Origin of the sequence: Natrinema zhouii, from assembly GCF_013456555.2 — an archaeon.
Lineage (GTDB): Archaea > Halobacteriota > Halobacteria > Halobacteriales > Natrialbaceae > Natrinema > Natrinema zhouii.
Map to the genome: position 1 here is coordinate 3,660,886 of NZ_CP059154.1, position 23,917 is coordinate 3,684,802.

The window sequence follows — 23,917 nt, forward strand, 5'->3', positions numbered from 1 at the left end:
TCGCTGAGTACCGATACGGTAGCTGAAGCCGGCGTGAAACGTGCCGATCGACGGGAAAGCCCATACCGCTGCCGACCGAACGGGACGATATGACACTCGATGTTGAAATTCCCGACCCGCCGACGCTCAGTGGACCGCAGGACCCGGGCGACTACGACGCCGTCGACGAACCCGAGGAACGAACGGGTGACGACGCTCGCCGCGAAGACCTGGCTGACTTTCTGGAAGCGGGTGCCTGGGAGGATGCCTTCGACGAATGGGCTGCGGACACCTACATGGCTGAGGACGAGTTTCGGACCGTCCTCGAGCTCGGACTGATCGAGGAGTTCGACTTCTACTGGAATCAGTCCGCAGAAGACGTCGGCTATCGCGCACCGACGGTTCCGGACGACGCGGCCCGCGACGGACTCGACGAAGACGACATCGAGGATATCGAAGAGGAGTTAGACGCGCTCGGTCGGACGGTAAGCGAAGTGCTGGAAAACGACTACATCCTTCGCAACGGCTCGGAGTTCGGCTACACCTGGGAGTGATGAGCCGAGCGGGGCTGTAGCCGTCACCCGAGCGCATCGTCTCACCATCCACGGGACGACCCAGTGGGGACGGCCGGCTGTCCCTGATCGAACCTCATCTCGCGTGCGAGGTGGGAATTCTTATCCGGCGACCCGACTTACGACCGCGTATGACACTCGAGGTCGAGCCCCCCGAGCCGCCGGAACTGGAGTTCGTCGACCCGAACGAGTACGAGGATGCGACCGTCAGCGCCGACGGGGCCGAGGAGATCGACTACCGCCGCGAGGAACTCCAGGCGTTCCTCGAGGAGGGTGCCTGGGAGGAGTCGTTCGACGAGTGGCGCGCGGACACCGATCTCGGCGAGCGCGAGTACGAGATCGCCCGCGATCTCGACCTCTTTGCGGGCTTCGATTTCTTCTGGGACGACTTCGCGGATCGCGTCGGCTATCACGCGCCCGGCATTCCGGAGGACTGGCAGGCGCGGGAGTACCACCCCGGTCTCGATACCTGGGGGACGGTGTCCTCGATCAACGCCGAACTCACGGAGTTCGGTCAGATCGTCTCGGTGACTCTCAAGGAGGAGTACGTCGACTGGGAGGCCGAATACGAACCGCCGGAGGACCTGCCCGACTTCGAGTGAATCTGCAGTGGCGCTCCTCGAGCGGGAAACGAGCGCAGTGAGATCGACGCGAGGACGAATCGCACCAGCCGCACTGCTCGTCGGCGGACCTGAACCAGTCGTCGGAGAACTGGACCGGTTGTGCCGTCACTCTCGTGCGACTGCGATGTTTCGGACGCGACCGCGACACTCCGGACAGGACTCGAGCGAGTCGGTCGTCTCGCGGTAGCCACAGTCCAGGCATTCGTAGTAGGAGCGTTCGGGCGTGTACGGATCGTCGTATACCATGTCCCAGTGTCACACACCAACACGAAAAAGTGTTATGTCCAAACAGTTCTAACCTGACACAGGCAATGAACAGGGATTAAATTCGATTATATACTGGCCGAATGTCCAGATATCCTCATCACCGTGTCGCGACGATCGCAATCGTCGCCGGTCGGTCACAGGCCAGCTCGATGTCGAAGCCGGCAGCCGCGAGCTGGGTCGTCGCTTCGTCGAGTCCGAACCGTTGCTCGAGGGGCGGGCCGATCTCCGGGTCACCGTCGGCGGACCAGTCGACCGTCACCAGTCGGCCGCCGGGACGGATCACTCGTGCGAGTTCCTCGAGCGATCCGCGGTCGTCGCCCTCGGTATCCCTACCGTCGACTGTCGTGGGCGCGTACTCGTGGTAGGTCATCGTCGAATACGCACCGTCGAGGTGATCGTCGCCGAACGGCAGCGACGACACGCCGGCCGTGACGAACTCGACGGCCTCGGGGACGCCCTTCTCGCGGTAGCGGTCGTGCATTGCCGACTGGACGTCGACGGCGTACAGCGTGTCGACGAACGGTGCGACGTCGTCCGCGTAGAATCCCGTCCCGGAACCGAGATCGGCCACGACGCCGTCGACCGACGGCTCGAGCATCGCGAGCAGTTCCTCGCGGGAACAGTACCGGTAGCGACCGGGGTCCTCGAGCGCGTCCGCACGATCGACCGGATACGTATGATAGCCCATAGGGATGCTCGGGGCCAGTCGGACTTCCGCGTTGCGTTGCCATCGTAGCGCTCGAGAATCCGAAGATGTGCTCCCCCGAATGCATGGGATCGTACTGGTGTCGGTAGCGTCGGGATCGCGCAGGACACGTCGCGATTTCGGGATCGGCGGTTTTCGGCGCTCGTCCGTCGGCATATCCTGTTCCCGTACGGAGATTCGACGAGCGATCCCTGTCCTCAGACTGAGGTGACCATCATCACGGAAAGTGTTAACTTGGCCCGCTACTCATGTTACCACATGACACTCGAGGAGCAACGTGAGTACGTCTGCGTCCAGTGTGGCCGGCGGGAAACGGTCGGTGACGCACTCCTCAGTACCTGCCGACAGTGCGGGGGCGAGATGCGAAACGTCGAGTTGATCCGCGAGTAGCCGAGTTCCGTGCCGGTCATTGCGACGCTCGGTCCCTCGAGCGGTGCCGCTGGGTGTGCTCTCTTCCCGTGTTCGCGCGGCCATATCAGCGGCTGGCCTCCGCGGGAGACTCAGCGAACGAGTGCCACCGCGACGCCGATCAGAACGAGTCCGACGAGGGCTGCGCCCGTCCCGATCACGACGTTACCGGTGAGAGCAGCGACGCCACCGGCGACGACGCCTGCACCACCGCCGCCAGCGACGATCGACGACGGGAGCGTCGGCGTTGCGGTTCCGTCGCCTCGAACGGCAGCGAGTTCCGTCCGGAGCGCTTCGATCTCCTCGTCTCGCCCGTTGTGGGTTTCGACGTCACCGATCCGCGCGTCCATCGTTTCGATCCGCTCCTCGAGGCTCGAGTGCTGCTCGGCGACCGCGGCTACCCGTTCGTCCAGCGAGTCTATCTCGGAATCGAGCGTCCGCACCTCCTCGAGCACTTGCACTGCCGATTCGTCGGGATCGGATTCGACGGTCCGGGCGAGCGCGTCGTGATCCGTCCGGAGCGATTCGAGGCGATCGGCGATGGCCGATACGTCGTCCTCGATCTCGACGGCCGGTTCGCTCGTTCCGTCGTCGGCGTCGATCCGCTCTTCGAGCGACTCGAGATCGGCACTGATACGATTAATATCGACTTCGACCGTCTCGAGCGTCGCCCCGACGGTATCGAGACGGTCGTCGTGATCGGCCACCCGTCGCTCGGTTCCATCGACCCGATCGTCGATCGCCGTGACCGTCTCGGCGATCGAATCCGTTTCGCGCTCGAGGTCATCGTCGAGGGCAGCGATATCTTCCTCGAGCGTCGTCTGAACGTCATCGATGCGGCTCTCGAACGTCGTTCGAACGTCGTCGACCCGGTCGGAGAGATCGCCGTCGATCTCGTCGATCCGTCCTTCGACGGACTCGAGGTCCGTCGCGAGATCCTCGACGTCCGCGGCCACTGACGTGATCTCGTCGCTCGTCGTCTCGAGCGAATCGCGCAGCGCCGTCAGCTCGTCGTCCATGGCCGATTCGGCGTCGATTCGCTCGACCGTCGACTCGAGTGCCCCGATGTCGTCATCGATCGCATCCGTGACTCCTTCGAGGTCCGCCGCGAGGCCGTCGACCGTCTCCGTACTGGCCGTGCGTTCCACGACGTCGTCGAGCCGTTCCGATACCGCTGACATCGTCTCGTCGAGATCGCGAACCGTCGTCTCGAGACTCGCGACCTCCTCGTCGATCGTCGCCTCGACCGCGTCGAATCGCGCGTCGGTTCGTTCAGACTGCTCCTCGAGTCGGCCCGAAACGCCGTCGAGACGCGTATTTAATTCTTCGAGTCGGCCGGCGACCCCATCCATGCGCGTCCCGGTTCGCTCGATACCTGCCTCGAGGTCGTCGATATCGTCACTCAGTTGCGAGACGATTTCCTCGACCGTCTCGAGTGCCGTCTCGGTTGCGGCAGTCGTCTCGAGGTCCTCGAGATCCGTTCGCACTCCGCCGAGCGTTTCGTCGATCGTCGCCGTCCGATCGGTGACGGCCTCGAGATCGCTCGCCAGTTCAGCGAACCGGTCGTCGAGATCGCCTGCCAGTTCGGCGAGCCGGTCGTCGAGGTCGGCTCGCTCGTCGGCCGCAGTCGTCTCGACGGCCGCGAGCGCGTCGTCTAACTCGGCGACGTCGTCCTCGAGCGCTACGAACGCATCTGAGAGCGCCTCGAGTTCGTCATCGAGGCTCGCGATATCGTCGTCGAGCGTAGCGATGTCCGAATCACTCGCGTGGGTCTCACTCTCCGCTTCGAGGTCGGTCAACTCGTCGGCGAACGACTCGAGGCGCTCGTCGAGTTCGTCCACCTCGTCGGCAGCGGCCGTTCGTTCCTCGACGTACTCGATGTCCTCGAACAGGGCCTCGAGGTCCTCGCGGACGGACTCGATCTCGTCGTCGCGGTTCGCGAGCCGGTCGAACAGCTGGTCGATAGCATCGTCCGTGCGTTCAGTAGCCCCACCGCCTGCGAACTCGTCGAACGCGAGTTCGGTCTGCTCGGGTCCCGAACCACCCTCGTCCCTGGCGATCGCTTCGGCAGCGTTTGGAATCCTATCAGTCTCACCGCCGTCGGAGCCGAACTCGGATCCGATGACCCCTTCGTCTCCCTCGAGGCCGTCTCGAGCGGCGGCGAGTGCACCCCTGGCGGCGCTTTCGGCAGGGTTCTCCGCGAGTCGGACGCCCCGAACGGAGAACGGAAGCGCCGCCGCGTCGAATCGGCCCCCGACGAGGAACTCGACGCCCTCGATCACGCCGTCGCCCCCGATCGCGATCGGGACGGATAACCCCTGCTGCAGCTCGGTCTCGTCGGCTTCCGCCCGAATCGCGTCGATCAGTTCGGCGACGAGGGCGTCGTAGGCCGCTGCGAGCGCGCTCTCGATCCCGCCCGCCCCCGCGTCGGGATCGAGCGCGAAGTCCTCGAGCACACCGGCGACCTGTTCCGGCGCGTGACCGGTCGCTCCGGCAGCGTGCTCGACGATCCACTCTCGTCCCTTCGCGATCGTGACGGCCATCGCCGGCACGCCGTAGTACGCCAATGCGGCGCTCGTCGTCTGGGACTCGAGGCAGACCCCGAGTCCGGTGTAGTTGTCCGCCGCGAGCTGATCGTAGACGACGGCGAAGCCCTTGCTGATCGGCGTCGCGTCGACCCCGCGATCGGCCAGCACTGACTCGACGACCTCGCGGTGTGCATCGATCGGTGCAGCCGCGTCGGCGAACGATCCCGGTGTCGTATAACAGAGTCTGCCGTCCGTCGCGTCCCCCGTGACATCGTCGACGAGCGCGTCGAACGCGGCGATCGAATCTATCGTCTCGTCAGTCGCGAGGACGCCGGCCGCGAACAGCGACTGCGGTTCCGCGTTCGCGTTAGTATCCGCATGCGCGTCCGCGGCATCGGGGCCGTTGCCGGCGTCGACTACCGCTCGAGCAGCTGCCCCGACCGCGTACGTCGTCCCATCCGTCTCCACGGTGACTCCATCCCTCGAGAGCCCCGCCGCCTCGAGCGCGGCGTCGTCGACCGGTATCACGACCGGCGGGACTGATTCGATCGTCGGGCCGTCGCCGGCGTCAGTGGCGGCCCGGATCGCTTCCGGCTCGATGTCGAGACCGTAATTCATGACCTCGGCAACTCGAAGCACCCTATTGGAAGTTTTCCCCGCAGTACCAGATGTGAAAATCGGGCCGATACCGCGGCCTCTCGAAGAATTATCTCAAATCTGAATACTTGTGACTGGTCTGCACACGGGTCGTTTAACGGGGGTGCAAAATCGGCTATGTCCGCTCATTACGGGGGTATAAGCGGCGTACGTCACGTCGTCGCTGGGTAGACCGTGGCACACGACGAGAGAAATCCTCACGTTTATCTATCAGGCTGGTGGTGGATTACGTGTATGTCTGAAACCGGGACGGAGTCCCGTCCGCTGGTCCGACAGCTTCCCGATCCAACGGCAGCGTCGAACGTCCGGTACAACCCGTCGCTCGAGGAACTGCGCGAACTCGCCAAGCCCGACGAGACGACGACCGAGTTCGGGTCGGCGTCGTACGTCAGCGAGGTCCGTTCGCGGAGTGCGGATCGGACGAAAAACAGCGTCGACCACGAGTTCACCGACCGCGACCACGAACTCGTCGACGACGCCATCGGTATCGCGGACGAACGCGAGATGCTCTGTGTCGATCGACTGATGGGGCGTCACCCCGACGCGACCTTCTGTTGCCGCCTCTTCGTTCCCATCGAGAACGCTCGGATCGCCTACGCGTGGGCGTCCCTGTTCGATCCGTCCGACGGACGAGATCCGGATCTCTACACCGTCCACTTGCCCGACTACGACGAAACCGAGATTCGAGTCCTGCCCGACACTGGTGTAACGACCGTCCTCGGCACGGACTACATCGGCGAAGCCAAGAAGTCGTTCCTCCGGCTGTTCATGTATCGGATCAAACAGCAGGGTGGCCTCGGACTCCACGCGGGCAGCAAACGCGCCCGCGTCCGCGACGAGGACGGCGAACTCCAGACCGTCGGACAGGTTTTCATGGGCCTCTCCGCGACCGGCAAGTCCACGCTGACCTCCCACGGCTGCTGGCTCGAGGAGCCGGAGGGAACCGCTATGATTCAGGACGACGTCTGCGGCCTCCTCTCCGACGGCACCGTCGCCGGCAGCGAGGGGCAGGGACTGTTCATCAAGACGATCGGCCTCGGCGAGGACGAACAGCCCGAACTCTACGAGGCCGCGACCGCCGAATCGGCGATCCTGGAAAACGTCGCGGTCGACGACGACGGCACCGTCCACTTCGACGAGGACCGGTACACCTCCAATTCTCGAGCGATCGTCCAGCGCGACGAACTCGAGAGCGCTGCCGACGAAATCGACCTCAGCCGGATGGATCAGCTCTTCTTCATCACCCGCAATCCGCTGATGCCGCCGGTGGCCAAACTCGACGAGGAACAGGCCGCCGTCGCGTTCATGCTCGGCGAGTCGATCGAAACCAGCGCGGGCGACCCGTCCCGAGCCGGCGAGTCGATCCGCGTCGTCGGAACGAACCCCTTCATCATCGGCTCCGAGGGTGAGGAGGGGAACATCTTCCACGAACTGGTCGACATTCTCGATATCGACTGTTACGTCATCAACACGGGTTACCTCGGCGAGAAATCGAAAGATATCGGCGTCACCGAGTCGGTGACGATTCTCACCGAGGCCGCTCGCGGCACCATCGAGTGGACCGACGACGAGCGGACGGACCTGACGATCCCCGACTCGATTCCGGGGCTCGACATCGAGGACTACTACGTCCCGGACCACGTCGACGACTACGACGACGCGCTCGCGGACCTGCGCGCCGAGCGTCGCGACTACCTCGCCGAGTTCGACGACCTCCGTCAGGAGATCCAAGACGCCGTCTACTGAGCGCTCGATCGGACGCGCAAGAATCGGTTCGGGATCACGGACACCCGTTTTCAGACCTGCCGACGCCCCGACCGACGGGGCAGCACTTGCCGCACACGAATACCGTTATATGTGTCGAGTTCTCACGGTTGGGTAATGAGCGCACAGGTACGAAAACCGACCGCGAGAGTCTGCGAAGAGTGCGGTCGCGGCGAAGTATGGGACACCGACCTCGAGGCGTGGCAGCTCGCCCGCGAAGACGGCGAGAGACAGGTCGGCAATCCACACTGCATTCACGAGTGGGACATCAACGGCACGTTCAATCCGGTCGACGGACCGGATACCTAACCGAACCCGACACCTGGCTAGCCCCGACGCGACGAACGGCCGTTCCCCGCGCCGCGACAGTGCTCTTTTCCCCGTCTCGAGCGTAGCCGCGACTATGCCGACCGTCTACATTACGGCGCCGCCCGCGGCGGCCGACGATATCGCCGAGACGCTGGTCGAGGAGCGACTCGCCGCCTGCGTGAACCGACTCTCGACGACCTCGACGTATCGCTGGGACGATTCGATCCACCGCGACGACGAAGCGATTCTCCTCGCGAAGACGACCGACGAAGCGTACGACGAGCTCGTCGACCGCGTTCGCGATCTGCATCCTTATGACGTGCCCTGTCTCGAGCGATTCGACGAGGACGACGTCCTCGAGTCGTTCGCGACGTGGCGAGCGGAGAGCGTCGAGTAGCCCGCACGCTCGAGTCGACCGGCGTACGTCAGTCGCTCACAGACGATGACTACCCGAATTAGCAACCCTTAAAACTCGCGCACGGGTTGTGACGGGTATGGCTGGAACTATCGAAGTGCTCGTTCCGGGCGGTCAGGCCAACCCTGGCCCGCCGCTCGGTCCCGAGCTCGGACCGACCCCCGTCGACGTGCAAGCCGTCGTACAGGAAATCAACGATCAGACCGAAGCGTTCGACGGCACCGAAGTCCCCGTCACCGTCGACTACGACGACGACGGCTCCTTCGAGATCGACGTCGGCGTCCCGCCGACGGCGGCGCTCGTCAAGGACGAGGCCGGTTTCGAGACCGGCAGCGGCGAGCCCCAGAAGGATTTCGTCGCGGACCTCTCCGTCGAGCAGGTCAAGAAGATCGCCGAGCAGAAACACCCCGACCTGCTCGCCTACGACACGATCAACGCCGCGAAGGAAGTCGTCGGAACCTGTGCTTCGATGGGCGTCACCATCGAGGGCAACGACGCTCGAGAGTTCAAGGAACTCGTCGACGACGGCGAGTACGACGACGTTCTCCTGGACGGCGCAGAGGCGTAATCCGCGAGCCGAAATCGAGGTTTCGTTTTTCGATGAGCAGCCGTGTCGCTCGAGCTGATTGACCCTCGAGTGTCGAATGCGCTTACTAGTAGAAACAGAGCGACGCGTGGCTATTCCGTGATGGCCAGCGCAACAGTGGCAGTGCGTACACCGGTCGGGTTGCCGGCAGACCCGAACGGACTAGATTTTGTTCGCGGGCGGGACGGTTCGTTCATCCGGTTGCGCTGTGCCGACGCCGCCGAACACGATACGAACGCTTGCACCGAGACCGAACGCACCAGCGAAGGCGGCGAGAACGGCGGTTGCCGGAAGTGAGAAGCCAGCGAGCCCGCTGAGGAGTGCGCCGACCAGGACGCCGATCCACAACCGGTCAGCCCCGAACCGCGAGGCGATGGCAGTGCCGATCGCGGAGAGCCCGATCACGGTCACCGTCGGCAGGACTATCGCACCGAGGACCACCAGCGGAATGCCGAAGAACACCCCGACGCTCGTGTCGGCGATAACGATTCCCGTGCCTGTGAGACCGCCAACGACCAGCAGGCTGGGCAGTCCGAGACACAGAGAGATAATGGGACTACGGCGTGACTTCGTTACTGCGCGTGTGCCGTACGTCTGGAGCATTCCGAGTACCACCATCGCGACGAGTACCGTCGCGGTGAACTGGATACCGACCCGAACGATCGGTTCGAGCGACCGATACGCCTCGAGATTCCCCCCATCCCCCGACACTGAGACGACCGAATCGAGGACTGGCGGTCCAACTGTTGTATATAACTCTACTGGCCACATGGTTGTCTGTTACAAGATAACGCATCGTATACCTTTCGGTTATCGTGACTGTGTATTTCGGTGATTGTTACGGTGTGATCTATTTGGCGTTGCAACGACGAGTGACGGCTGGGACCGGTCGGACGACGAGCACGATGGCAACGGGACCGAGGGAGGAGAACCGCTGCGACCGGCCCGAAGCCGGGCGTACGCGCAGTTCGACGGGTTTAAGTTCGGGATGACACTTGGTTCAAGGGAGACAGGCATCGCCTGTTTCACTGACCCGTAGGAGCAACCCTGCGTACTACGGAGGTGAACGATGGCAGATTCGGATATTCAAACAGCAGTAGCCCGCGCACTCGAGGATTCGCCCGACCGGAACTTTACCGAGACGGTAGACCTCGCGATTAATCTGCGCGACTTAGACCTGAACGAACCGTCGAACCGCGTTGACGAGTCGATCGTCCTGCCGTCCGGAACCGGCCAGGAGACCCGCATCGTCGTCATCGCCGAAGGAGAGACCGCCGTCCGCGCCGAAGAGGCCGCGGACGACGTACTTTCGGTGGACGACGTGGCCGATCTGGACGACGACGACGCCAAAGACATGGCTGACGAGACGGACTTCTTCATCGCCGAAGAAGCGATGATGCAAGACATCGCCCGGCACCTGGGTACCATTCTCGGTCCTCGAGGGAAGATGCCGGACCCGCTCGCGCCCGACGACGACGTCGTCGAAACCGTCAACCGACTCAAAAGTACCGTGCAGCTTCGCTCCGGCGACCGACGAACGTTCCACACGCTCGTCGGTGCCGAAGATATGGACGCCGAAGATATCGGCGACAACATCGACGTCATCCTGCGACGCCTGCACGCTGACCTCGAGAAGGGGCCCCAGAACATCGACGCCGTCTACGTGAAGACGACGATGGGGCCGTCCGTGGAGGTGGCCTAGAATGAGCGCACAGGCTGAACGCAAAACCGAGAATCTTCCCCAGTGGAAGAAAGAGGAAGTCGACGAGCTCGCACAAATCATCGACGAGTACGAGAGCGTCGGCGTCGTCGGCATCGCCGGCATCCCCTCGAAGCAGCTTCAGGATATGCGCCGCGACCTGTACGGCACCGCCGTGTTGCGCGTCAGCCGCAACACCCTGCAGACGCGTGCGCTCGAGGACGCCGGACTCGGCGACCTCGTCGAGCACATCGAGGGCCAGGTCGGGATCGTCGGGACCAACGAGAACCCGTTCTCGCTCTACAAGGAACTCGAGGCGTCCAAGACGCCCGCACCGATCAACGAGGGCGAAGTCGCCCCGAACGACATCGTCATCCCCGAAGGGGACACCGGTGTCGATCCGGGGCCGTTCGTCGGTGAACTCCAAAGCGTCGGCGCGAACGCGCGCATCGAAGACGGTTCGATCCAGGTCATGGAGGACTCGACGGTCCTCGAGGCCGGTGGAACCGTCTCCGCGGATCTGACGAACGTCCTCAACGAGCTCGGCATCGAGCCAAAGGAGGTCGGTCTCGACCTTCGTGCCGTCATCGCCGACGGCGTGCTCTTCAGTCCGGAAGACCTCGACATCGACGTCGACGCCTACCGGAGCGACGTGTCGACGGCCGCCGCCCGCGCTCGGAACCTCTCGCTCAACGCGAGCTTCCCGACCGCGACGACGGCCCCGACGCTCATCGCCAAGGCCACGGGCGAGGCGAAGAGCCTCGGTCTGCAGGCCGCCATCGAGGACGAAGCCCTGATGCCCGACCTCGTCAGCAAGGCCGACGCACAGCTGCGTGCGCTCGCTTCCCAGATCGACGACGAGGAGGCGCTTCCTGACGACCTTCAGGACGTCGCGGCGGCCGCCCCGGCGGCAGCCGAGGACGAGGACGAAGACGAATCGACAGACGACCAGACCGAAGACGAGGCTGAGACCGAGGACGCTGACGCCGACACCGACGATGATGACGAAGACGACGGTGACGGCGCGGCCGGTCTCGGCGAGATGTTCGGATAACGACTACCAGAGGATCCAACAATGGAATACGTATACGCTGCACTCATCCTGAACGAATCGGGCGAAGAGATCAACGAAGACAACCTGACGAACGTGCTCGACGCTGCCGGCGTCGACGTCGAAGAGTCCCGTGTCAAGGCGCTCGTCGCCGCACTCGAGGACGTCGACATCGACGACGCAGTCTCCGAGGCCGCTGCCGTCCCCGCTGGCGGAGCCGCCGCAGGCGGTGCCGCGGGTGGCGAGGCCGCTGCCGACGAAGGCGGCGACGAAGCCGAAGAAGAGGCCGAAGAGACCAGCGACGTGCCGGACACGACGGACGAGGACGACGAAGACGACGAGGCCGACGGCGAGGGTCTCGGCGAACTCTTCGGATAACGCCCGTTCACGTCGATCCGGTTTCGACGAGGTACCAACCCCGATTTTTATCGACGCTCGAGGGCGAGTGGCGACGCCGCGTGCAGGAGCAGCCGATGACGACGGACTCGAGCGGCGAGTGTCCGATCCGAGACCATATAAACGAGGCCGCGGCCAGAGTGTGCGATGGCCGCCCCAGTCGAGATCGTCACCGAGCCGGCGCTGACCCTCCAGCTTCTCGCGTGGGTCCTCGCCGGCTCGCTGCTGGGGTGTTGTAGCGGGCTCGTGCCGGGACTGCACGCGAACAACTTCGCGTTCCTGTTAGCCGGCGTCGCGCCGTCGGTTCCCGGCCCGCCGCTGTTCGTGGGCTGTGCGATGCTCGCCGCCGGCGTCGTCCACACCTTTCTGAACGCCGTCCCCGCGATGGCGCTCGGCGTTCCCGACGCGGAGATGGCCGTCACTGCACTGCCCGGACACCGAATGGTTCTCGAGGGACGGGGGTACGAGGCGATTCGGCTCTCGGCGCTCGGCAGTCTCCTCGCCGTGCTCGCCGCGGTGCCGCTGGCCGTCCCCGTGACCCGGGGCGTGACGGCCGTCTACCCGACGGTACGGGCACAGCTACCGCTACTGTTGGCGATGATCGCGATCGCACTCATCGCCTCGGAGCCCACGTGGCGGAGCCGATTCGGCGGGCTGCTCTCGCTCGCGCTGGCCGTCGTGCTCGGCGCGCTCACGCTGGACCTCTCGCCGGCGGCCCCGCTCGAGGCAGGTGGCATGCTCGCACCGCTGTTCGCCGGCCTCTTCGGCGCGCCGGTGTTGATCGACGCGGTTCGCGGGAACGGTATTCCCCGTCAGGACGGCGACGGGATCGCGATGTCTCGAGGGCTCGTCGGGCTCACGGCAATCGCGGGTACGTTCGCAGGTGCCGCGGTCGGATACCTTCCCGGCATCACGGCAGCGATCGCCGCCGTCGCGGTCCTCGTCGTCGTCCCGGACGGGGCCAGCGACCGCGGCTATATCGTCGCGACCAGCGGTGTTGACACCGCGAATACGATTTTCGCGCTCTTCGCGCTGGCCGCCATCGGCCAGCCCCGGACCGGGGTGCTGGTTGCCTTCGATCGAACGAACGCACCGCTCGAGATACCGATGCTGCTCGTCGCCGTCGTCCTCGCGGGGCTGATCGGCTTCGTGCTCGTGATCCTCGTCGGGGACGCCTATCTCGAGCTGGTCGGTCGACTGGCTTACTGGAAGATATCGGTCGCCGTTCTCGCGCTGTTGCTCGTTCTTTCGTTTCTCTTCACGGGTCCGGTCGGGATCGCGGTTTTCGTCGCAGCGTCCGTCGTCGGGCTAGTTCCGGTTCGATTGCGTGCTCGTCGCGTTCACCTGATGGGTGTCCTGTATCCAGCGATACTCTTCTCGTGACGGACGCCGACCGACGCAGCTGATCGTGCGCGATCGGTTCGCGGCTGCGAGACGCACGACGATTCGTCTTCACACACCAGTTCGAGTGCGGTCACGCGCTGTTCTCCCTGTGCGATCCGCTCTCAGTAGTTTCCCGACAGTGACCCAGCCTAACCGTCCCATTCCGATTATAATGGCGACCATTACGATTGTGAACATTTGATTTTCCGTATTGTATGTCGAGACTAGGTATCGACCCCTATTCGTAACAATAGTGTATACTCTCTACTGCCCGAATGTAAATGCCGCTGATAGCTATACGAGACGGGGCCATCATCGAACGAGTCGTGGGACGCACTGGCCGTCAGAACGCATTCGGACAGTCCACGGGGGTGAACGACGATGAGCGATACGGGTAACGGGAAGACGGATCAGGCTGCGACGCAGCGACCGAGCTCAACTGGGACGCGACGGGCCGAGAGACGAGCCGTATCGAACGCTATCGCTCAGGCGGACGAACGGACTATTGCGATTCACCAGCCGAACTATCTGCCCTGGATCGGCTACTTCCACAAAATACGTCGCAGTGACGTTTTCGTCTTTCTCGACGATGTCGAGTACACGTCTCAGTCGTGGATCAATCGCAACAAGATCAAAACTCCCGACGGATGGACGTGGCTCACCGTCCCAGTTCGTGGATCCGACGGGCCGATCAAAGCGGTGGACGTCGCGGGCGACGCCTGGCGCGACACTCATCGAAAGAGCCTCCAGCAGAACTACGGGAAAGCAGCGTGCTTCGACGAATTCGCCGACCTCTTCGAGGAAACGTACGCGCAGTCGTGGGATTCGCTGTGCGAATTGAACGTCCATCTGACTCGAGCGATCGCCGATCGGATCGGACTCGAGTGCCAGTTCGTTCGGTCGTCGGAACTCGACGTTACTGCCACGAACGCCGAGCGGATCGTCCGACTCTGTGACGAACTCGATGCCGACCGGTATCTTTCCGGGGAGGGTGCCCGTTCGTATCTCGATCGTGCACGGTTCGAGGCGAGAGATATCTCGCTGGAGTACCAGTCGGTTTCGCAGCCGCGCTACGAGCAGCGATTCGACGGATTCGTCCCGGAGTTGTCCATCGTCGACGCGCTCATGAACGTTGGTTCGGACGGCACGAACGATCTTCTCGACTCGATGACCGATCCATGAGTAGCACTGACCAGACGACGGACGGGTGGGCCCAGGATTTCAGCTACGACTATTACCGGAAACTACTCCGGGTCCTTCAGGAGACCTTCGACGTTCGCACGCTCTCGGAGTACCCGGAGTGTCGCTCGAACGGAGAACCCGTGGCGATCGTCCGACACGACGTCGACGTCTGCATGGAACGGGCTGTCGAACTGGCACGTCTCGAGCACCAGGTCGGCGTTCGATCGGTGTACATGGTCAATCCTGATACACCGCTGTACGATATCGACGACGAGCGCGAACGGTTGTTCGAAATCCGCGATCTCGGGCACGAAATCGGGCTACACTGCGACCTAACTTCGATGATGAACGATGCCCGAAACGACGAACTGGACGTCGACCGCGGCCTTTCCCGCAGGGAGGAGACACACGTCAGAGATGCGCGACACCGATTGGAATCGATCGGTCTCGATTCGATCGCGTCACTGTCGTTTCACCGACCGGTACCGCGAGTGCTCGACGGACCGCCGACGATCGCCGGAATGGTCAACGCGTACAGTTCGGCGCTGATGTCGGCGTACATCTCTGACTCCGCTGGCCGGTGGCGCGAGGGACCGCCGATCCAGACGATACCCGCACCCGCTCCGGACGTGTTGCAGGTACTGACGCATCCGGTGTGGTGGGCGGAGACCCACAACCCCCCGCTCGAGCAGTTTCTCAGCGTGACGAACGGACTCGATATACTGGACGAAGACGTGTACGCGGAACTCGTTTCGATCTGTCCGGAGTACGGCGAGCGGATAGACGACATCGTGGCGTGAGGGTCGAATACGGTCGTCTGGACGGTGCCCGTTCGACCGTCCGCTCGGAGACCGGCGTCACTCTGTGCCCGCTCCGATGAACGGGTGAGGGACGGCCGGTGACTCGCGAACGGCACCGTCGCTCGCACTCGAGTCCGCACATTTACTCGAGCTCGTCGCCTGAATCCGCCGCTCGAGCCGCTGTTACGACAGCGGCGACGCGCTCGCCGGAGACGGGGTTGGTCGTCTCGTCGCCGCGTTTGAGAGCGGTGCCGACGATGACGCCGTCCGCGCCAGCCTCGAGGCAGTCGCCGACCGTCTCGCTCGTGACACCGCTGCCGACGAACACCGGGGCGCGGTCACGACCCAGATCTGAGAGCGCATCGGCGACGCACTCGATATCCGCGAGCGGCGTTTCGACGCCCGTTCCGGGACCGGAGACGATGACGCCGTCCGCCTTCCCGCGTTCGACCGCCTCGAGCGCTGCACGTCCGATATCCACCTCGCCGATCGGCGTCGCGTGTTTGACGTGGACGTCCGCGAGAATCGCGACGTCGGCCTCCAGCCGGTCGCGAAGCCGGAGCGTCTCGTGAGCGCGGCCCTCGAGGATCCCCTGATCGGTCGCAGCGGTATCGACGTGGACGTTGACGCGGACGAAATCGGCGTCGACGGCCCCGGCGATCGATACTGCCGCCGCAGCGTCGTTGCGCAACACGTTGATCCCGACTGGGACGTCGACGGCGTCGGTCACGGCAGTCGCGACGGCGGTCATTTCGGCCACGACGTGCTGTGGTACGGAATCCGGATAGAACGGCGCGTCGCCGAAGTTCTCGAGCACGATGCCGTCGATTCCGCCCGCCTCGAGCCGGCGCGCGTCCTCGAGTGCGCGGGTTCGGACGGCCTCGCGGTCGCCGTCGAATCCCGGTGCGCCGGGGAGCGCCGGGAGGTGAACCATACCGATGACGGGCTGGTCGCCGTCGAATTGCTCCAGAACGGGGCTGGTCGTGGTCATACCGAAGCTGGGATCGCAGTCGGAATAAGTGGCCGTGGAACGCCGTCGGACGAGGCCCGACCTCGCTCACGGGTAAACCCTCGACCTCGCTCGAGGCGGCAATCCCCGCTCCCTTCACGGCCGTTTTCTCGCCGGCGTGGTTACACCGACCGATGACTGACTTGCTCTCTTCGTTGCCGTTACGCGACGTGGAATCCCCGAATCGAATCGCCGTCTCACCGATGTGCCAGTACTCCTGTGCGACGGACGGACTGCCGACGGAGTGGCATCGCGTCCACCTCGGGAGCCGGGCCGTGGGTGGTGCCGGGATCGTCATGACCGAGGCGACCGCCGTCGATCCCGTCGGCCGGATCACGCCCCACGATCTCGGGATCTGGAGCGACGAGCACGCCGCCGCGCTCGAGCCGACTACCGAGTTCGTCCGCGACCTGGGCGGTGTACCGGGAATCCAACTCGCCCACGCGGGACACAAGGCGAGCAAGACGCGGCCCTGGGACGGCAACGTGCCGATCGCGCCGGACGGGACCGATCCCACCGGTGCGTCGGGCTGGGAGGTCCTCTCACCGTCGCCGGATGCGTATCCGCCGTTCGACGGTGACCGACCGGCGATGCGAAAAGCCGATCAGGACGATATCGAGGGCGTAATCGACGCCTACCGCGCGGCGGCCGAGCGCTCGCTCGAGGCCGGCTTCGAGATCGCCGAAGTCCACGCGGCCCACGGCTACCTGCTTCACGAATTTCTTTCGCCGGTGACGAACCACCGCGAGGACGACTACGGCGGCAGCTTCGAGAATCGCACGCGGTTGGTCCGCGAGGTCGTCGCCGCCGTCCGCGAGGTCTGGCCGGACGAGAAGCCGGTATTCGTCCGCATCTCGGGAACGGACTGGCTCGACGACCGCGAGTCGTGGGATATCGAGCAGTCGGTGCGGCTGGCGGACGCACTCGCCGAGCTGGGCGTCGATCTGGTCGACGTCAGTTCGGGCGGGCTCCACCCCGAACAGGCGGTTCCAGGCGGGCCGAACTTCCAGGTGCCGCTGGCCGAGCAGGTCCGAGCGGGTGCCGACATCGCCGTCGGCGCGGTCGGCGGCATCACAGAACCCGAACAGGCTGATGCGCTGGTTCGAAACAATCGAGCCGACCTCGTGCTCGTGGGCCGGGAGTTCCTCCGCGATCCGTACTTCGGACTCCGCGCGGCCGGCGACCTCGAGCGCGATCCTAAAGACGCTGCGAAGCAGTGGCCGGTACAGTACCGGCGTGCGGCCCAGCGATAGTCGCTCTCGTCGAACACGGCGGTATCGGCGCGCTCAGTCAGAGACCGTTCCGAGTTCGGTTTCGTCGGGATTCGGACCGCTCACCCGGAACCCCTGCTCGTCGCGAGCGGAGTGGGCCCGTTGTGGGTAGGGGATCGTAATTCCTTCGTGGTCGAACGCGTCGATGATCGACTCGATCACTGCCGTCTGGGCGTCGAGTTTGCGTCGCATCGTCGGACCACCGATCCAGACCCGACACTCGACGACCACTGACGAGTCGTCGAACCGTTTGGCGATCACCTGCGGGTTAGGCGCGTTCTTGATCTCCTCGAGGTCTTCGACCCCCTCGACGATGGTGGAGCGAGCGTGCTCGACGTCGGCGTCGTAATCGATGCCGACGTCGACGTCGACCCGGAGCTGGTCGTTCTTCGAGTAATTCGTCAGCGGACTGTTGGTCACCTTATCGTTGGGAACGAGGACGTGCTTGTCGCCGAACGTCTGGATCTGGGTCGTGAAGATCGTGACGTCGGTGACGATCCCGGTGGTCTCGTTGACCTCGATCCAGTCGCCGACGGCGAACGGGCGCGAGAAGAGCAAGATGAACCCGGCGATCATGGCCGTCAACGTCTCTCGAGCCGTCAGTGCGACGACCGCCGTGATCGCGCCCGCACCGAGGAAGATGTTCGTGAGATCGATCCCCCAGAGCGTGAGCAACACGGTTCCGGCGAAGGCGACGATTCCGATGTCGGCGACGTGATAGGCGACCTCGCTCTGATGTTTCGTGAGCGCCTTCGTCTGGGACAGCTTGTCGATCGAGCGGTTGACGAACCGTATCACGAGATAGGAGGTAACGATCACTGCAACGGTGATCAGCTGCTGGGCGGCCAGCCACCGATCAATCAGCATCGCCTCGAGCGTAAACCTGAGGAGATACGTGACCTGCCAGATGACGCCGAAGACGTAGACGGCAGCGACGATGAACCCGGCGAGCACGAGGACGGAACTCGCTTCGGCGAGTTGCTTGCCGTATCGGCGACGGAACACACGCCGAACGCGATCGGAAATCCTGATCCCGAGCGGGAGCAACGCGACGAGGAGGAGCGTCGCGAGGAGTCGCGTCTCGAACGACGCGAGATAGGTCTCCTGAAGCCACGGAATCGGATCCGGCCGGAGGGGCGATTGAAGCGGGAAGCGGCTCGATAAGAGACGGAACATTCAGCGTCTGTGGTAGTCAGTCGGCGGCCGTGAGGACTACCCCGGCAGCTGCAACGCCATCGTCGCCATCGTGCTGTTCCGCCAGCTGGACACGATCGCGTCCCGCCGGAACGGACGAGGTGGAACTGATCAGGTCCCCTCGTAGTCGTCCAGCCAGCCCGTGACGGACGACTGCAACGCGCCGGCCGTCGTCCCGATATTCAGCAGCTGATACCCGTTTTGGGCCTTCTCGTTGACGTCGTCCATGCCGAACCCGAGTCCGCCTACTGGAACGTCCGCCTCGACGGCCGCCGATCGGATCGTCTCGACGGCTTCCTCGACCGCCGGATGATCGAACTCGCCCGGATGACCAAGCGAGACCGAGAGATCGAGCGGGCCGATGAAGACGAAGCCGAGTTCGGGCACCGCGAGGATGTCGTCGAGATCGTCGAGGGCCGACTGGGTCTCGATCGTGACGCCGACGACGGCTGACTCGTCTTCGCTGCTCACGTAGTCGTCCGTCAGCCCCCAGCGACTGGCACGCGGGTTAGCCATGCCGCGCCGGCCGGGCTCGCCGTCGTACTCGAACCGCCCCGCTCGCACCGCCGCCTCGAGTTCCTCGGCGCTCCCGACCCGCGGAAGAAAGACGTTCCGGACGCCGGCGTCGAGGGCCTTTCGAACCAGTGAGGGGTCGGTGTCGGGAACCCGCACCAGTAGCTCCGTGTCGGTGCCGTCGGCCGCGCGGAGCAGGTCCTCCAGTCGGCCCGCGTCCCGCGGACTCGGCCCGCCGTGCTCGAGGTCGATCCAGACGAAGTCGACGCCGAGTGCGGCGTAGAGTTCGACGACCGTCGGGCTGTACGTGTTCTCGAGGACGCCGAGTGCGACATCGTCGGCCTCGAGGGTTTCGCGGAGCGCGTTGCCTCGTGGTTCGTGGCTCACACGCCATCTCCACAGTAGCCGGCGACTAAAGTCTGGGGCCGGCCGATCCGCTGTCCGATCGAAATCGACGAAAACAGCAGTGAGTGCGTCCGTTACTGGTCTTTCCACTTGATCGAACAGCCCCGGGAGGGCTGCCACTCGAGGTCGACGGTCTCGCCCGCCAGCACGGCGTCGATCGCTTCGCGGATTGGGAACCGACTCGGCTCGTCGTCGGGGTTCGGGGCGTCGTCGAGGCGGCCGTGGTAGGCCAACTGAAACTCACCATCCGTCCGTTCGAACAGGAACGGGTCCGGCGTACAGACCGCACCGTACTCGCGGGCGACCGTCTGGCTCTCGTCGCGCAGATAGGCGTCGTAGTCGATTTTCCCCTCGGCGACGAACTCCTGCATCTTCTCGACGGAATCGTCGGGATACTCCTCGGCGTCGTTGGAATTGATCCCGACGACCGAAACGTCGTCGTACTCGTCGGCCAGTTCGTTCAACAGGTCGAATTTCGCCTGCGCGTACGGGCAGTGGTTACACGTGAAGACGACCAGCAGCGCTTCGTCGTCGGCGAACGACTCGAGCGAGTACGTCTCGCCGTCGACACCCTCAAGGTCGAAGTCGGGCGCAACGTCGCCGGCCTCGAGTTCTGATTCGGACTCTTTCATGACCATATCGGTGCTTCGTCTCGTTCGTCCTTAATCGTCACGTTCGTTGACCCGACTCGCCGGAGTGAGTCGCGAGACGCTCGTGACGACTTACATATTTGTACCCTCGGCCGCATCGACAGGGTATGAAGACGCTCGAGGTCACCGACGAACAGTACGCGTTCATCCAGTACCTCCGCGAGGAAATCTCCGAATCGGTCGTCGGCAAGTACGGCTTCGTCCGCGAACGGGACGCCGTCCAGTTCCTGATCGACAATCTCGACGAGGATATCGAGATCGACGCCGACGAGTTCGACTCCTCGGCGACCGACGACGTCGCCGCGTCCGTCGGTGCCGCCATCGATGGTGACACCGACCCGCACGAGCTCGAGGAGGTCTCCTACGTCGAAAGCGAGACGCCGGCGGCTGACGAGATTCTGGACGAGGAGAGCGAAGAGACCGAATCCGAATCGGACGGGGACACCGACGACTCGAGCGCTGACGATGGAACAACTGAGGCGGACACCGACGATTCGGGTGATGAAGACGAAGCGGACGACGAGAGCGACGGCGGAGCGGGTTCGGCCGACGACGACGATATGTTAGACGAGATGATGAGCCTGCTCGAGACCCACGACGACAAGTGGGAGGAGTCGAGCTCGGCGGACTACCGGTACAGCGTCGAACTCCCGGACGGCTCGAGCGAACAGGTCCAGACGAAAGACGACGTGCGGGCACTGTTGTTCAAGAATTATCGCTGATTCGCCCGGATACGGCTCTGTCTTCCCGGTCGCTGCCGCCCGTAGCGGGTTGCACAGTCTGATTGTGAGCCGTGACCGCTCCGCTAATTCGGTGATCAATTTTGTGACGCGGATCGCTACTGATGTTTTAGGCAGTACGAAAAATAATTCGTAAATTGAAAGGTTATAAGAGGGAGCCATACCAACTACAGGACGTGATGAACACGCAGAAGACCACTCGACAGGCAGCGGAGACGGTCGAAGCGAACGCGCTTCGGCTCGACACGGAAAAGGCCGAACAGATCGTCGACGCGCTCAACACGGATCTGGCGGACGCGTACGTCCTCTACCACCAGCTCCACAAGCACCACTGGAACGTCGAGGGGGCGGAGTTCCTCGAGGTCCACGTCTTCCTCCAGGAGGTCTACGAGGACGTCGAAGCCGCGGCCGACGAACTCGCCGAGCGGCTTCAGGCGCTCGGTGGCGTCCCGCACGCGAGCATGACGGCGCTCGTAAACAACGCGACGGTCGAAGCCGAAGACGAGGACGTCTACGATATCCGAACCTCACTCGCCAACGACCTCGACATGATGGGTGACATGATCGAGAGCTATCGCCAGCACATCGAACTCGCGGAGGGTCTCGGTGACTACGCGACGGGACAGATACTCCGTGAGCAACTCGAGACCCTCGAAGAACACGCCCACCACATCGAACACTACCTCGAAGACGATACGCTCGTTCTCGAGTCCGCAACGAAGTAATTCGGACCGCCCGACACGCCACCGGGTATCGAGTGGTCTCTCAGCGTTTCAGTCGACTTTCGGTTCCCGCGTTTCGAGGCCATTGAAGGCTATTTCTCACTCGATGGGGGCGCTGAACGCGACCGAAATCTCTCTCGAGAGGAGTATCTCCCTCAAAAGTGAGCGTTATCGAGTCGTCTCTACGACGCGGTCGCTCGAAATCCATCCCTCAGTGTTCCCGGATTCGATAAAGACTACTTTGTCGGGGCCGCTTTCACAGACCGATATCTCGGGTCCGCGGGTTGCGTCCGGTTCGGTGTCGCGTTCGGTATCCGATCGCGTACCGGTGGTCATCGACTTTATTTAGGTGGGCCTAAAATAAAAATCGTCCGGTTTGGCTCAGTCGTCCGTCCGGTCCAAAACGAAGCCACAGTTCACCGAGAGTCCGATCGCACGGAAGAGGGCGATGTCCGTGTCTCTTTGGACGGTTCGTCAGTATCGGCGAGAAGCGTCGACGCGAGGCGGTCGACGACCGTCGGACTGACCGCTCCCGCCAGTTCCATCGCCTCGCTCTCGTACTCCTCGAGTCCGAGCACCTCGCGAAAGAACCGTGAGAGGATCTCGTAGGTCTTGTGCAGTTCTTCGGCGGTCTCTCGCCCCGCAGCGGTGAGCGTCGCTCCCTCGTACGGTTCGTACGTCAGGTGGCCGCTGGACTCGAGCCGCTGGAGCATCTCCGTCGTCGCCGCCGGCGAGCGATCGACCGCGTCGGCGACGCGTCCGGGCGAAATCGGTGGAGCGTCCCGCCGTTCCGCGAGATAGAGAACGAGAAGGTAGTGGGAGGCACCGGTCATCGGTCAGTAAATCGACGTGGGGGCGTTCGCTGTAAATCTGAAACCCGACGTGCAGACGCGCATGCTCCTCACGCTCGGGCGCGGCCGTCTAGCGGCATCGGATTCGAGCCGCGTCTCGAGATCCGATATCGTCCTGTGGAGAGTGATATCACGTCTCCCCGCTCTCGCGTTCGGTTTCGATTTCACGCGCCGCTTCGACGATCAGGTCGTCGTCGATATGCTCGAGCAGACGTTCGTGTCCGCGTTCGATCCGCCGTTCGATCTCGTCGTCAGCGAGATACGTCTCGAGCCGACGGTCGATTTCCCGCTCGCGTATTGCAGCGAGCCGCTCCGTCTGGAGGTCGTGATCCTCGGGTAATCGATCGTCGAACTGCTCGCGCCACCGATCCCGGTCGCGCCACTCGTCGTCGAGTTCCGTCTCCCGGCGCATCCAGTCGAAGTGGTTCGCCACGGGTTCGGGGTAGCCTCGTTCCCGTCGAACGTCCTCGACGACGGTTATCCCGACCCGCGTGCCGTGTCCAGCGGCCATGATCGCCTGATAGCCGGTCTCTCCGTACGGCGACGCGATGAAGAGGTCGTCAACCGGCGTCGTTCCGTCGCTCTCGGCGTACCCCTTGTCGAAGTGCTCGTGTTCCTCGCCGTCGTGTTCGTGCGTCTCGAACATCGCCGTTTCATCGTCGAGACCGCGCATGTACTCGCCGTCGTAGCGCGTGGCTGCGATCACTCGACGAGCCGTGACTGGTTCTCCTTCCTGCGGGGTGACGACGAACCCCTCGCCGTCGTCGACGCACTCGAGCGATTCGACGAGATCGGGAACGATCTCGCACCCCGCCTCCTCGGCGTGGTCGTGCATCAATCCGTACAGCGTCTCGACGTCAATCCCCGCGGGGAAGCCGAGGTAGTTCTCGAGGTAGGCACATCGCTGAATCGAGGACCGCCCGCGATCGAAGATCACCGTATCCAGGTCGCACCGTGCGGTGAAAACGCCTGCAGCACAGCCTGCCGGACCGCCGCCGACCACGACAATGTCGTGATCGAACGCCGGCTCCGCTCGATCGGTCTCGATTGAACTCATCGTTTGAACCCGCTATCCGCGATCTGCTGGTGGTCGAAGCGCTGTTCGTCTTCGCGGACATCGGATACGTCGTCACCGTCTCCTGCGAGGCCCGTGTGACACACGCGAGTGGACCCACTCGAGACGGAGTCAACGCGTCTCCCGTCCGTCGTGCCGGTAGTTGGATGGATCATTAGTTGC

At 63.8% G+C, this 23,917-nt stretch carries 29 protein-coding genes; 15 read left to right on the top strand and 14 right to left on the bottom strand.

What is annotated here, in order from left to right; genetic code table 11:
- Window positions 1–89: 89 nt before the first annotated feature.
- Both HYG81_RS36875 and HYG81_RS36880 read left to right on the top strand, forming a co-directional pair.
- On the top strand, window positions 90–533 hold the full coding sequence (locus HYG81_RS36875; protein ID WP_180841122.1) for a DUF7992 family protein: 444 nt from the start codon (window positions 90–92) through the stop codon (window positions 531–533).
- A 149-nt stretch (window positions 534–682) separates the two neighbouring features.
- Window positions 683–1,153, top strand: coding sequence for a DUF7992 family protein (locus tag HYG81_RS36880; RefSeq protein WP_180841123.1), 471 nt, complete (start codon window positions 683–685; stop codon window positions 1,151–1,153).
- A 126-nt stretch (window positions 1,154–1,279) separates the two neighbouring features.
- Here the strand turns inward: HYG81_RS36880 and HYG81_RS36885 are convergent, their stop codons facing one another.
- Together HYG81_RS36885 and HYG81_RS36890 are read right to left on the bottom strand one after the other, a co-directional pair.
- Entirely contained in the window at window positions 1,280–1,420 is a 141-nt protein-coding gene (locus HYG81_RS36885) for a rubrerythrin-like domain-containing protein (RefSeq protein ID WP_180841124.1), read from the bottom strand.
- Window positions 1,421–1,538: 118 nt separating this feature from the next.
- Entirely contained in the window at window positions 1,539–2,129 is a 591-nt protein-coding gene (locus HYG81_RS36890; protein ID WP_180841125.1) for a class I SAM-dependent methyltransferase, read from the bottom strand.
- A gap of 276 nt (window positions 2,130–2,405) precedes the next feature.
- Between HYG81_RS36890 and HYG81_RS36895 the strand changes: the two genes are divergently transcribed.
- Window positions 2,406–2,537: a rubrerythrin-like domain-containing protein gene (locus HYG81_RS36895; RefSeq protein ID WP_180841126.1), complete on the top strand. Its 132-nt coding sequence runs from the start codon at window positions 2,406–2,408 to the stop codon at window positions 2,535–2,537.
- A gap of 110 nt (window positions 2,538–2,647) precedes the next feature.
- On the opposite strand, the gene HYG81_RS36900 is transcribed toward HYG81_RS36895, so the two are convergent.
- Window positions 2,648–5,701, bottom strand: a complete 3,054-nt coding sequence (locus HYG81_RS36900) for a disk-shape morphogenesis protein volactin (protein ID WP_180841127.1) — start codon at window positions 5,699–5,701, stop codon at window positions 2,648–2,650.
- Between the two features lie 273 nt (window positions 5,702–5,974).
- Between HYG81_RS36900 and HYG81_RS36905 the strand changes: the two genes are divergently transcribed.
- From HYG81_RS36905 to HYG81_RS36920, 4 genes are all read left to right on the top strand, one after another.
- Window positions 5,975–7,486 (top strand): phosphoenolpyruvate carboxykinase (ATP), encoded by a 1,512-nt coding sequence (locus HYG81_RS36905; RefSeq protein ID WP_180841128.1) that lies wholly within the window; start codon window positions 5,975–5,977, stop codon window positions 7,484–7,486.
- A gap of 135 nt (window positions 7,487–7,621) precedes the next feature.
- A complete protein-coding gene (locus HYG81_RS36910) occupies window positions 7,622–7,813 on the top strand; it encodes an HEWD family protein (protein ID WP_180841129.1) in 192 nt (63 codons plus the stop codon).
- A gap of 94 nt (window positions 7,814–7,907) precedes the next feature.
- Window positions 7,908–8,210, top strand: a complete 303-nt coding sequence (gene cutA / locus HYG81_RS36915) for a divalent-cation tolerance protein CutA (protein ID WP_180841130.1) — start codon at window positions 7,908–7,910, stop codon at window positions 8,208–8,210.
- A 97-nt stretch (window positions 8,211–8,307) separates the two neighbouring features.
- Window positions 8,308–8,796: a 50S ribosomal protein L11 gene (locus HYG81_RS36920; RefSeq protein ID WP_180841131.1), complete on the top strand. Its 489-nt coding sequence runs from the start codon at window positions 8,308–8,310 to the stop codon at window positions 8,794–8,796.
- A 180-nt stretch (window positions 8,797–8,976) separates the two neighbouring features.
- On the opposite strand, the gene HYG81_RS36925 is transcribed toward HYG81_RS36920, so the two are convergent.
- Window positions 8,977–9,585, bottom strand: coding sequence for a hypothetical protein (locus HYG81_RS36925; RefSeq protein ID WP_180841132.1), 609 nt, complete (start codon window positions 9,583–9,585; stop codon window positions 8,977–8,979).
- Between the two features lie 298 nt (window positions 9,586–9,883).
- On the opposite strand from HYG81_RS36925, the gene HYG81_RS36930 reads away from it, so the two are divergent.
- The 5 genes from HYG81_RS36930 (at window position 9,884) to HYG81_RS36950 (ending at window position 14,525) form a co-directional block, all read left to right on the top strand.
- On the top strand, window positions 9,884–10,516 hold the full coding sequence (locus HYG81_RS36930; RefSeq protein ID WP_180841133.1) for a 50S ribosomal protein L1: 633 nt from the start codon (window positions 9,884–9,886) through the stop codon (window positions 10,514–10,516).
- A gap of 1 nt (window position 10,517) precedes the next feature.
- On the top strand, window positions 10,518–11,567 hold the full coding sequence (locus HYG81_RS36935; protein ID WP_180841134.1) for a 50S ribosomal protein L10: 1,050 nt from the start codon (window positions 10,518–10,520) through the stop codon (window positions 11,565–11,567).
- Between the two features lie 21 nt (window positions 11,568–11,588).
- On the top strand, window positions 11,589–11,942 hold the full coding sequence (rpl12p, locus tag HYG81_RS36940; protein WP_180841135.1) for a 50S ribosomal protein P1: 354 nt from the start codon (window positions 11,589–11,591) through the stop codon (window positions 11,940–11,942).
- A gap of 165 nt (window positions 11,943–12,107) precedes the next feature.
- The gene (locus HYG81_RS36945; RefSeq protein ID WP_180841136.1) at window positions 12,108–13,343 is read left to right on the top strand and encodes a tripartite tricarboxylate transporter permease; all 1,236 of its coding nucleotides are present in this window, start codon (window positions 12,108–12,110) and stop codon (window positions 13,341–13,343) included.
- A 381-nt stretch (window positions 13,344–13,724) separates the two neighbouring features.
- Window positions 13,725–14,525 carry a WbqC family protein gene (locus tag HYG81_RS36950; protein WP_180841137.1) on the top strand — a complete coding sequence of 267 codons (801 nt, stop codon included), beginning with the start codon at window positions 13,725–13,727 and terminating at the stop codon, window positions 14,523–14,525.
- Between the two features lie 62 nt (window positions 14,526–14,587).
- Here the strand turns inward: HYG81_RS36950 and HYG81_RS45815 are convergent, their stop codons facing one another.
- The 3 genes from HYG81_RS45815 to HYG81_RS36960 form a co-directional block, all read right to left on the bottom strand.
- Window positions 14,588–14,836: a hypothetical protein gene (locus HYG81_RS45815; RefSeq protein ID WP_425607529.1), complete on the bottom strand. Its 249-nt coding sequence runs from the start codon at window positions 14,834–14,836 to the stop codon at window positions 14,588–14,590.
- 161 nt (window positions 14,837–14,997) lie between these two features.
- On the bottom strand, window positions 14,998–15,315 hold the full coding sequence (locus tag HYG81_RS45820; protein WP_425607553.1) for a hypothetical protein: 318 nt from the start codon (window positions 15,313–15,315) through the stop codon (window positions 14,998–15,000).
- A gap of 152 nt (window positions 15,316–15,467) precedes the next feature.
- Window positions 15,468–16,316, bottom strand: a complete 849-nt coding sequence (locus HYG81_RS36960) for a BtpA/SgcQ family protein (RefSeq protein WP_180841139.1) — start codon at window positions 16,314–16,316, stop codon at window positions 15,468–15,470.
- A gap of 152 nt (window positions 16,317–16,468) precedes the next feature.
- On the opposite strand from HYG81_RS36960, the gene HYG81_RS36965 reads away from it, so the two are divergent.
- Window positions 16,469–17,587, top strand: a complete 1,119-nt coding sequence (locus HYG81_RS36965) for an NADH:flavin oxidoreductase/NADH oxidase (RefSeq protein WP_180841140.1) — start codon at window positions 16,469–16,471, stop codon at window positions 17,585–17,587.
- 33 nt (window positions 17,588–17,620) lie between these two features.
- On the opposite strand, the gene HYG81_RS36970 is transcribed toward HYG81_RS36965, so the two are convergent.
- The 3 genes from HYG81_RS36970 to HYG81_RS36980 all read right to left on the bottom strand — a co-directional run bounded on the left by HYG81_RS36970 (window position 17,621) and on the right by HYG81_RS36980 (window position 20,355).
- Window positions 17,621–18,781: a mechanosensitive ion channel family protein gene (locus tag HYG81_RS36970; RefSeq protein ID WP_180841141.1), complete on the bottom strand. Its 1,161-nt coding sequence runs from the start codon at window positions 18,779–18,781 to the stop codon at window positions 17,621–17,623.
- A 129-nt stretch (window positions 18,782–18,910) separates the two neighbouring features.
- The gene (locus HYG81_RS36975) at window positions 18,911–19,699 is read right to left on the bottom strand and encodes an HpcH/HpaI aldolase family protein (RefSeq protein WP_180841142.1); all 789 of its coding nucleotides are present in this window, start codon (window positions 19,697–19,699) and stop codon (window positions 18,911–18,913) included.
- A 92-nt stretch (window positions 19,700–19,791) separates the two neighbouring features.
- Window positions 19,792–20,355 carry a thioredoxin family protein gene (locus HYG81_RS36980; RefSeq protein WP_180841143.1) on the bottom strand — a complete coding sequence of 188 codons (564 nt, stop codon included), beginning with the start codon at window positions 20,353–20,355 and terminating at the stop codon, window positions 19,792–19,794.
- A 119-nt stretch (window positions 20,356–20,474) separates the two neighbouring features.
- Between HYG81_RS36980 and HYG81_RS36985 the strand changes: the two genes are divergently transcribed.
- Both HYG81_RS36985 and dpsA read left to right on the top strand, forming a co-directional pair.
- A complete protein-coding gene (locus HYG81_RS36985) occupies window positions 20,475–21,089 on the top strand; it encodes a hypothetical protein (protein WP_180841144.1) in 615 nt (204 codons plus the stop codon).
- A gap of 197 nt (window positions 21,090–21,286) precedes the next feature.
- The gene (gene dpsA, locus HYG81_RS36990) at window positions 21,287–21,832 is read left to right on the top strand and encodes a DNA starvation/stationary phase protection protein DpsA (RefSeq protein ID WP_180841145.1); all 546 of its coding nucleotides are present in this window, start codon (window positions 21,287–21,289) and stop codon (window positions 21,830–21,832) included.
- Window positions 21,833–21,997: 165 nt separating this feature from the next.
- Here dpsA and HYG81_RS36995 read toward each other — a convergent pair whose 3' ends face one another.
- The 4 genes from HYG81_RS36995 to HYG81_RS37010 form a co-directional block, all read right to left on the bottom strand.
- Complete coding sequence (locus HYG81_RS36995; RefSeq protein ID WP_226777507.1) at window positions 21,998–22,165, bottom strand: hypothetical protein; 168 nt, start codon at window positions 22,163–22,165, stop codon at window positions 21,998–22,000.
- Window positions 22,166–22,245: 80 nt separating this feature from the next.
- Window positions 22,246–22,662 carry a metal-dependent transcriptional regulator gene (locus HYG81_RS37000; protein WP_180841146.1) on the bottom strand — a complete coding sequence of 139 codons (417 nt, stop codon included), beginning with the start codon at window positions 22,660–22,662 and terminating at the stop codon, window positions 22,246–22,248.
- A 148-nt stretch (window positions 22,663–22,810) separates the two neighbouring features.
- Window positions 22,811–23,737 (bottom strand): FAD-dependent oxidoreductase, encoded by a 927-nt coding sequence (locus tag HYG81_RS37005; protein WP_180841147.1) that lies wholly within the window; start codon window positions 23,735–23,737, stop codon window positions 22,811–22,813.
- Complete coding sequence (locus tag HYG81_RS37010) at window positions 23,734–23,910, bottom strand: hypothetical protein (protein WP_226777508.1); 177 nt, start codon at window positions 23,908–23,910, stop codon at window positions 23,734–23,736. Before HYG81_RS37010 ends, HYG81_RS37005 begins: the two co-directional genes overlap by 4 nt.
- Between the last annotated feature and the right edge of the window lie 7 nt (window positions 23,911–23,917).

What these genes read in the sequence shown, in the direction of transcription:
- HYG81_RS36995 (WP_226777507.1), bottom strand. Translation starts at nt 22,165, where the DNA reads ATGACCACCGGTACGCGATCGGATACCGAACGCGACACCGAACCGGAC.
- dpsA (WP_180841145.1), top strand. Translation starts at nt 21,287, where the DNA reads ATGAACACGCAGAAGACCACTCGACAGGCAGCGGAGACGGTCGAAGCG.
- HYG81_RS36960 (WP_180841139.1), bottom strand. Translation starts at nt 16,316, where the DNA reads ATGACCACGACCAGCCCCGTTCTGGAGCAATTCGACGGCGACCAGCCC.
- HYG81_RS36950 (WP_180841137.1), top strand. Translation starts at nt 13,725, where the DNA reads ATGAGCGATACGGGTAACGGGAAGACGGATCAGGCTGCGACGCAGCGA.
- rpl12p (WP_180841135.1), top strand. Translation starts at nt 11,589, where the DNA reads ATGGAATACGTATACGCTGCACTCATCCTGAACGAATCGGGCGAAGAG.
- HYG81_RS36890 (WP_180841125.1), bottom strand. Translation starts at nt 2,129, where the DNA reads ATGGGCTATCATACGTATCCGGTCGATCGTGCGGACGCGCTCGAGGAC.
- HYG81_RS36900 (WP_180841127.1), bottom strand. Translation starts at nt 5,701, where the DNA reads ATGAATTACGGTCTCGACATCGAGCCGGAAGCGATCCGGGCCGCCACT.
- HYG81_RS37000 (WP_180841146.1), bottom strand. Translation starts at nt 22,662, where the DNA reads ATGACCGGTGCCTCCCACTACCTTCTCGTTCTCTATCTCGCGGAACGG.
- HYG81_RS37010 (WP_226777508.1), bottom strand. Translation starts at nt 23,910, where the DNA reads ATGATCCATCCAACTACCGGCACGACGGACGGGAGACGCGTTGACTCC.
- HYG81_RS37005 (WP_180841147.1), bottom strand. Translation starts at nt 23,737, where the DNA reads ATGAGTTCAATCGAGACCGATCGAGCGGAGCCGGCGTTCGATCACGAC.
- HYG81_RS36980 (WP_180841143.1), bottom strand. Translation starts at nt 20,355, where the DNA reads ATGGTCATGAAAGAGTCCGAATCAGAACTCGAGGCCGGCGACGTTGCG.
- HYG81_RS36935 (WP_180841134.1), top strand. Translation starts at nt 10,518, where the DNA reads ATGAGCGCACAGGCTGAACGCAAAACCGAGAATCTTCCCCAGTGGAAG.
- HYG81_RS36965 (WP_180841140.1), top strand. Translation starts at nt 16,469, where the DNA reads ATGACTGACTTGCTCTCTTCGTTGCCGTTACGCGACGTGGAATCCCCG.
- HYG81_RS36920 (WP_180841131.1), top strand. Translation starts at nt 8,308, where the DNA reads ATGGCTGGAACTATCGAAGTGCTCGTTCCGGGCGGTCAGGCCAACCCT.
- HYG81_RS36930 (WP_180841133.1), top strand. Translation starts at nt 9,884, where the DNA reads ATGGCAGATTCGGATATTCAAACAGCAGTAGCCCGCGCACTCGAGGAT.
- HYG81_RS36905 (WP_180841128.1), top strand. Translation starts at nt 5,975, where the DNA reads ATGTCTGAAACCGGGACGGAGTCCCGTCCGCTGGTCCGACAGCTTCCC.
- HYG81_RS36925 (WP_180841132.1), bottom strand. Translation starts at nt 9,585, where the DNA reads ATGTGGCCAGTAGAGTTATATACAACAGTTGGACCGCCAGTCCTCGAT.
- HYG81_RS36875 (WP_180841122.1), top strand. Translation starts at nt 90, where the DNA reads ATGACACTCGATGTTGAAATTCCCGACCCGCCGACGCTCAGTGGACCG.
- HYG81_RS36880 (WP_180841123.1), top strand. Translation starts at nt 683, where the DNA reads ATGACACTCGAGGTCGAGCCCCCCGAGCCGCCGGAACTGGAGTTCGTC.
- HYG81_RS36895 (WP_180841126.1), top strand. Translation starts at nt 2,406, where the DNA reads ATGACACTCGAGGAGCAACGTGAGTACGTCTGCGTCCAGTGTGGCCGG.
- HYG81_RS36985 (WP_180841144.1), top strand. Translation starts at nt 20,475, where the DNA reads ATGAAGACGCTCGAGGTCACCGACGAACAGTACGCGTTCATCCAGTAC.
- HYG81_RS36885 (WP_180841124.1), bottom strand. Translation starts at nt 1,420, where the DNA reads ATGGTATACGACGATCCGTACACGCCCGAACGCTCCTACTACGAATGC.
- HYG81_RS36970 (WP_180841141.1), bottom strand. Translation starts at nt 18,781, where the DNA reads ATGTTCCGTCTCTTATCGAGCCGCTTCCCGCTTCAATCGCCCCTCCGG.
- HYG81_RS36910 (WP_180841129.1), top strand. Translation starts at nt 7,622, where the DNA reads ATGAGCGCACAGGTACGAAAACCGACCGCGAGAGTCTGCGAAGAGTGC.
- cutA (WP_180841130.1), top strand. Translation starts at nt 7,908, where the DNA reads ATGCCGACCGTCTACATTACGGCGCCGCCCGCGGCGGCCGACGATATC.
- HYG81_RS45820 (WP_425607553.1), bottom strand. Translation starts at nt 15,315, where the DNA reads ATGTCGTCTATCCGCTCGCCGTACTCCGGACAGATCGAAACGAGTTCC.
- HYG81_RS36945 (WP_180841136.1), top strand. Translation starts at nt 12,108, where the DNA reads ATGGCCGCCCCAGTCGAGATCGTCACCGAGCCGGCGCTGACCCTCCAG.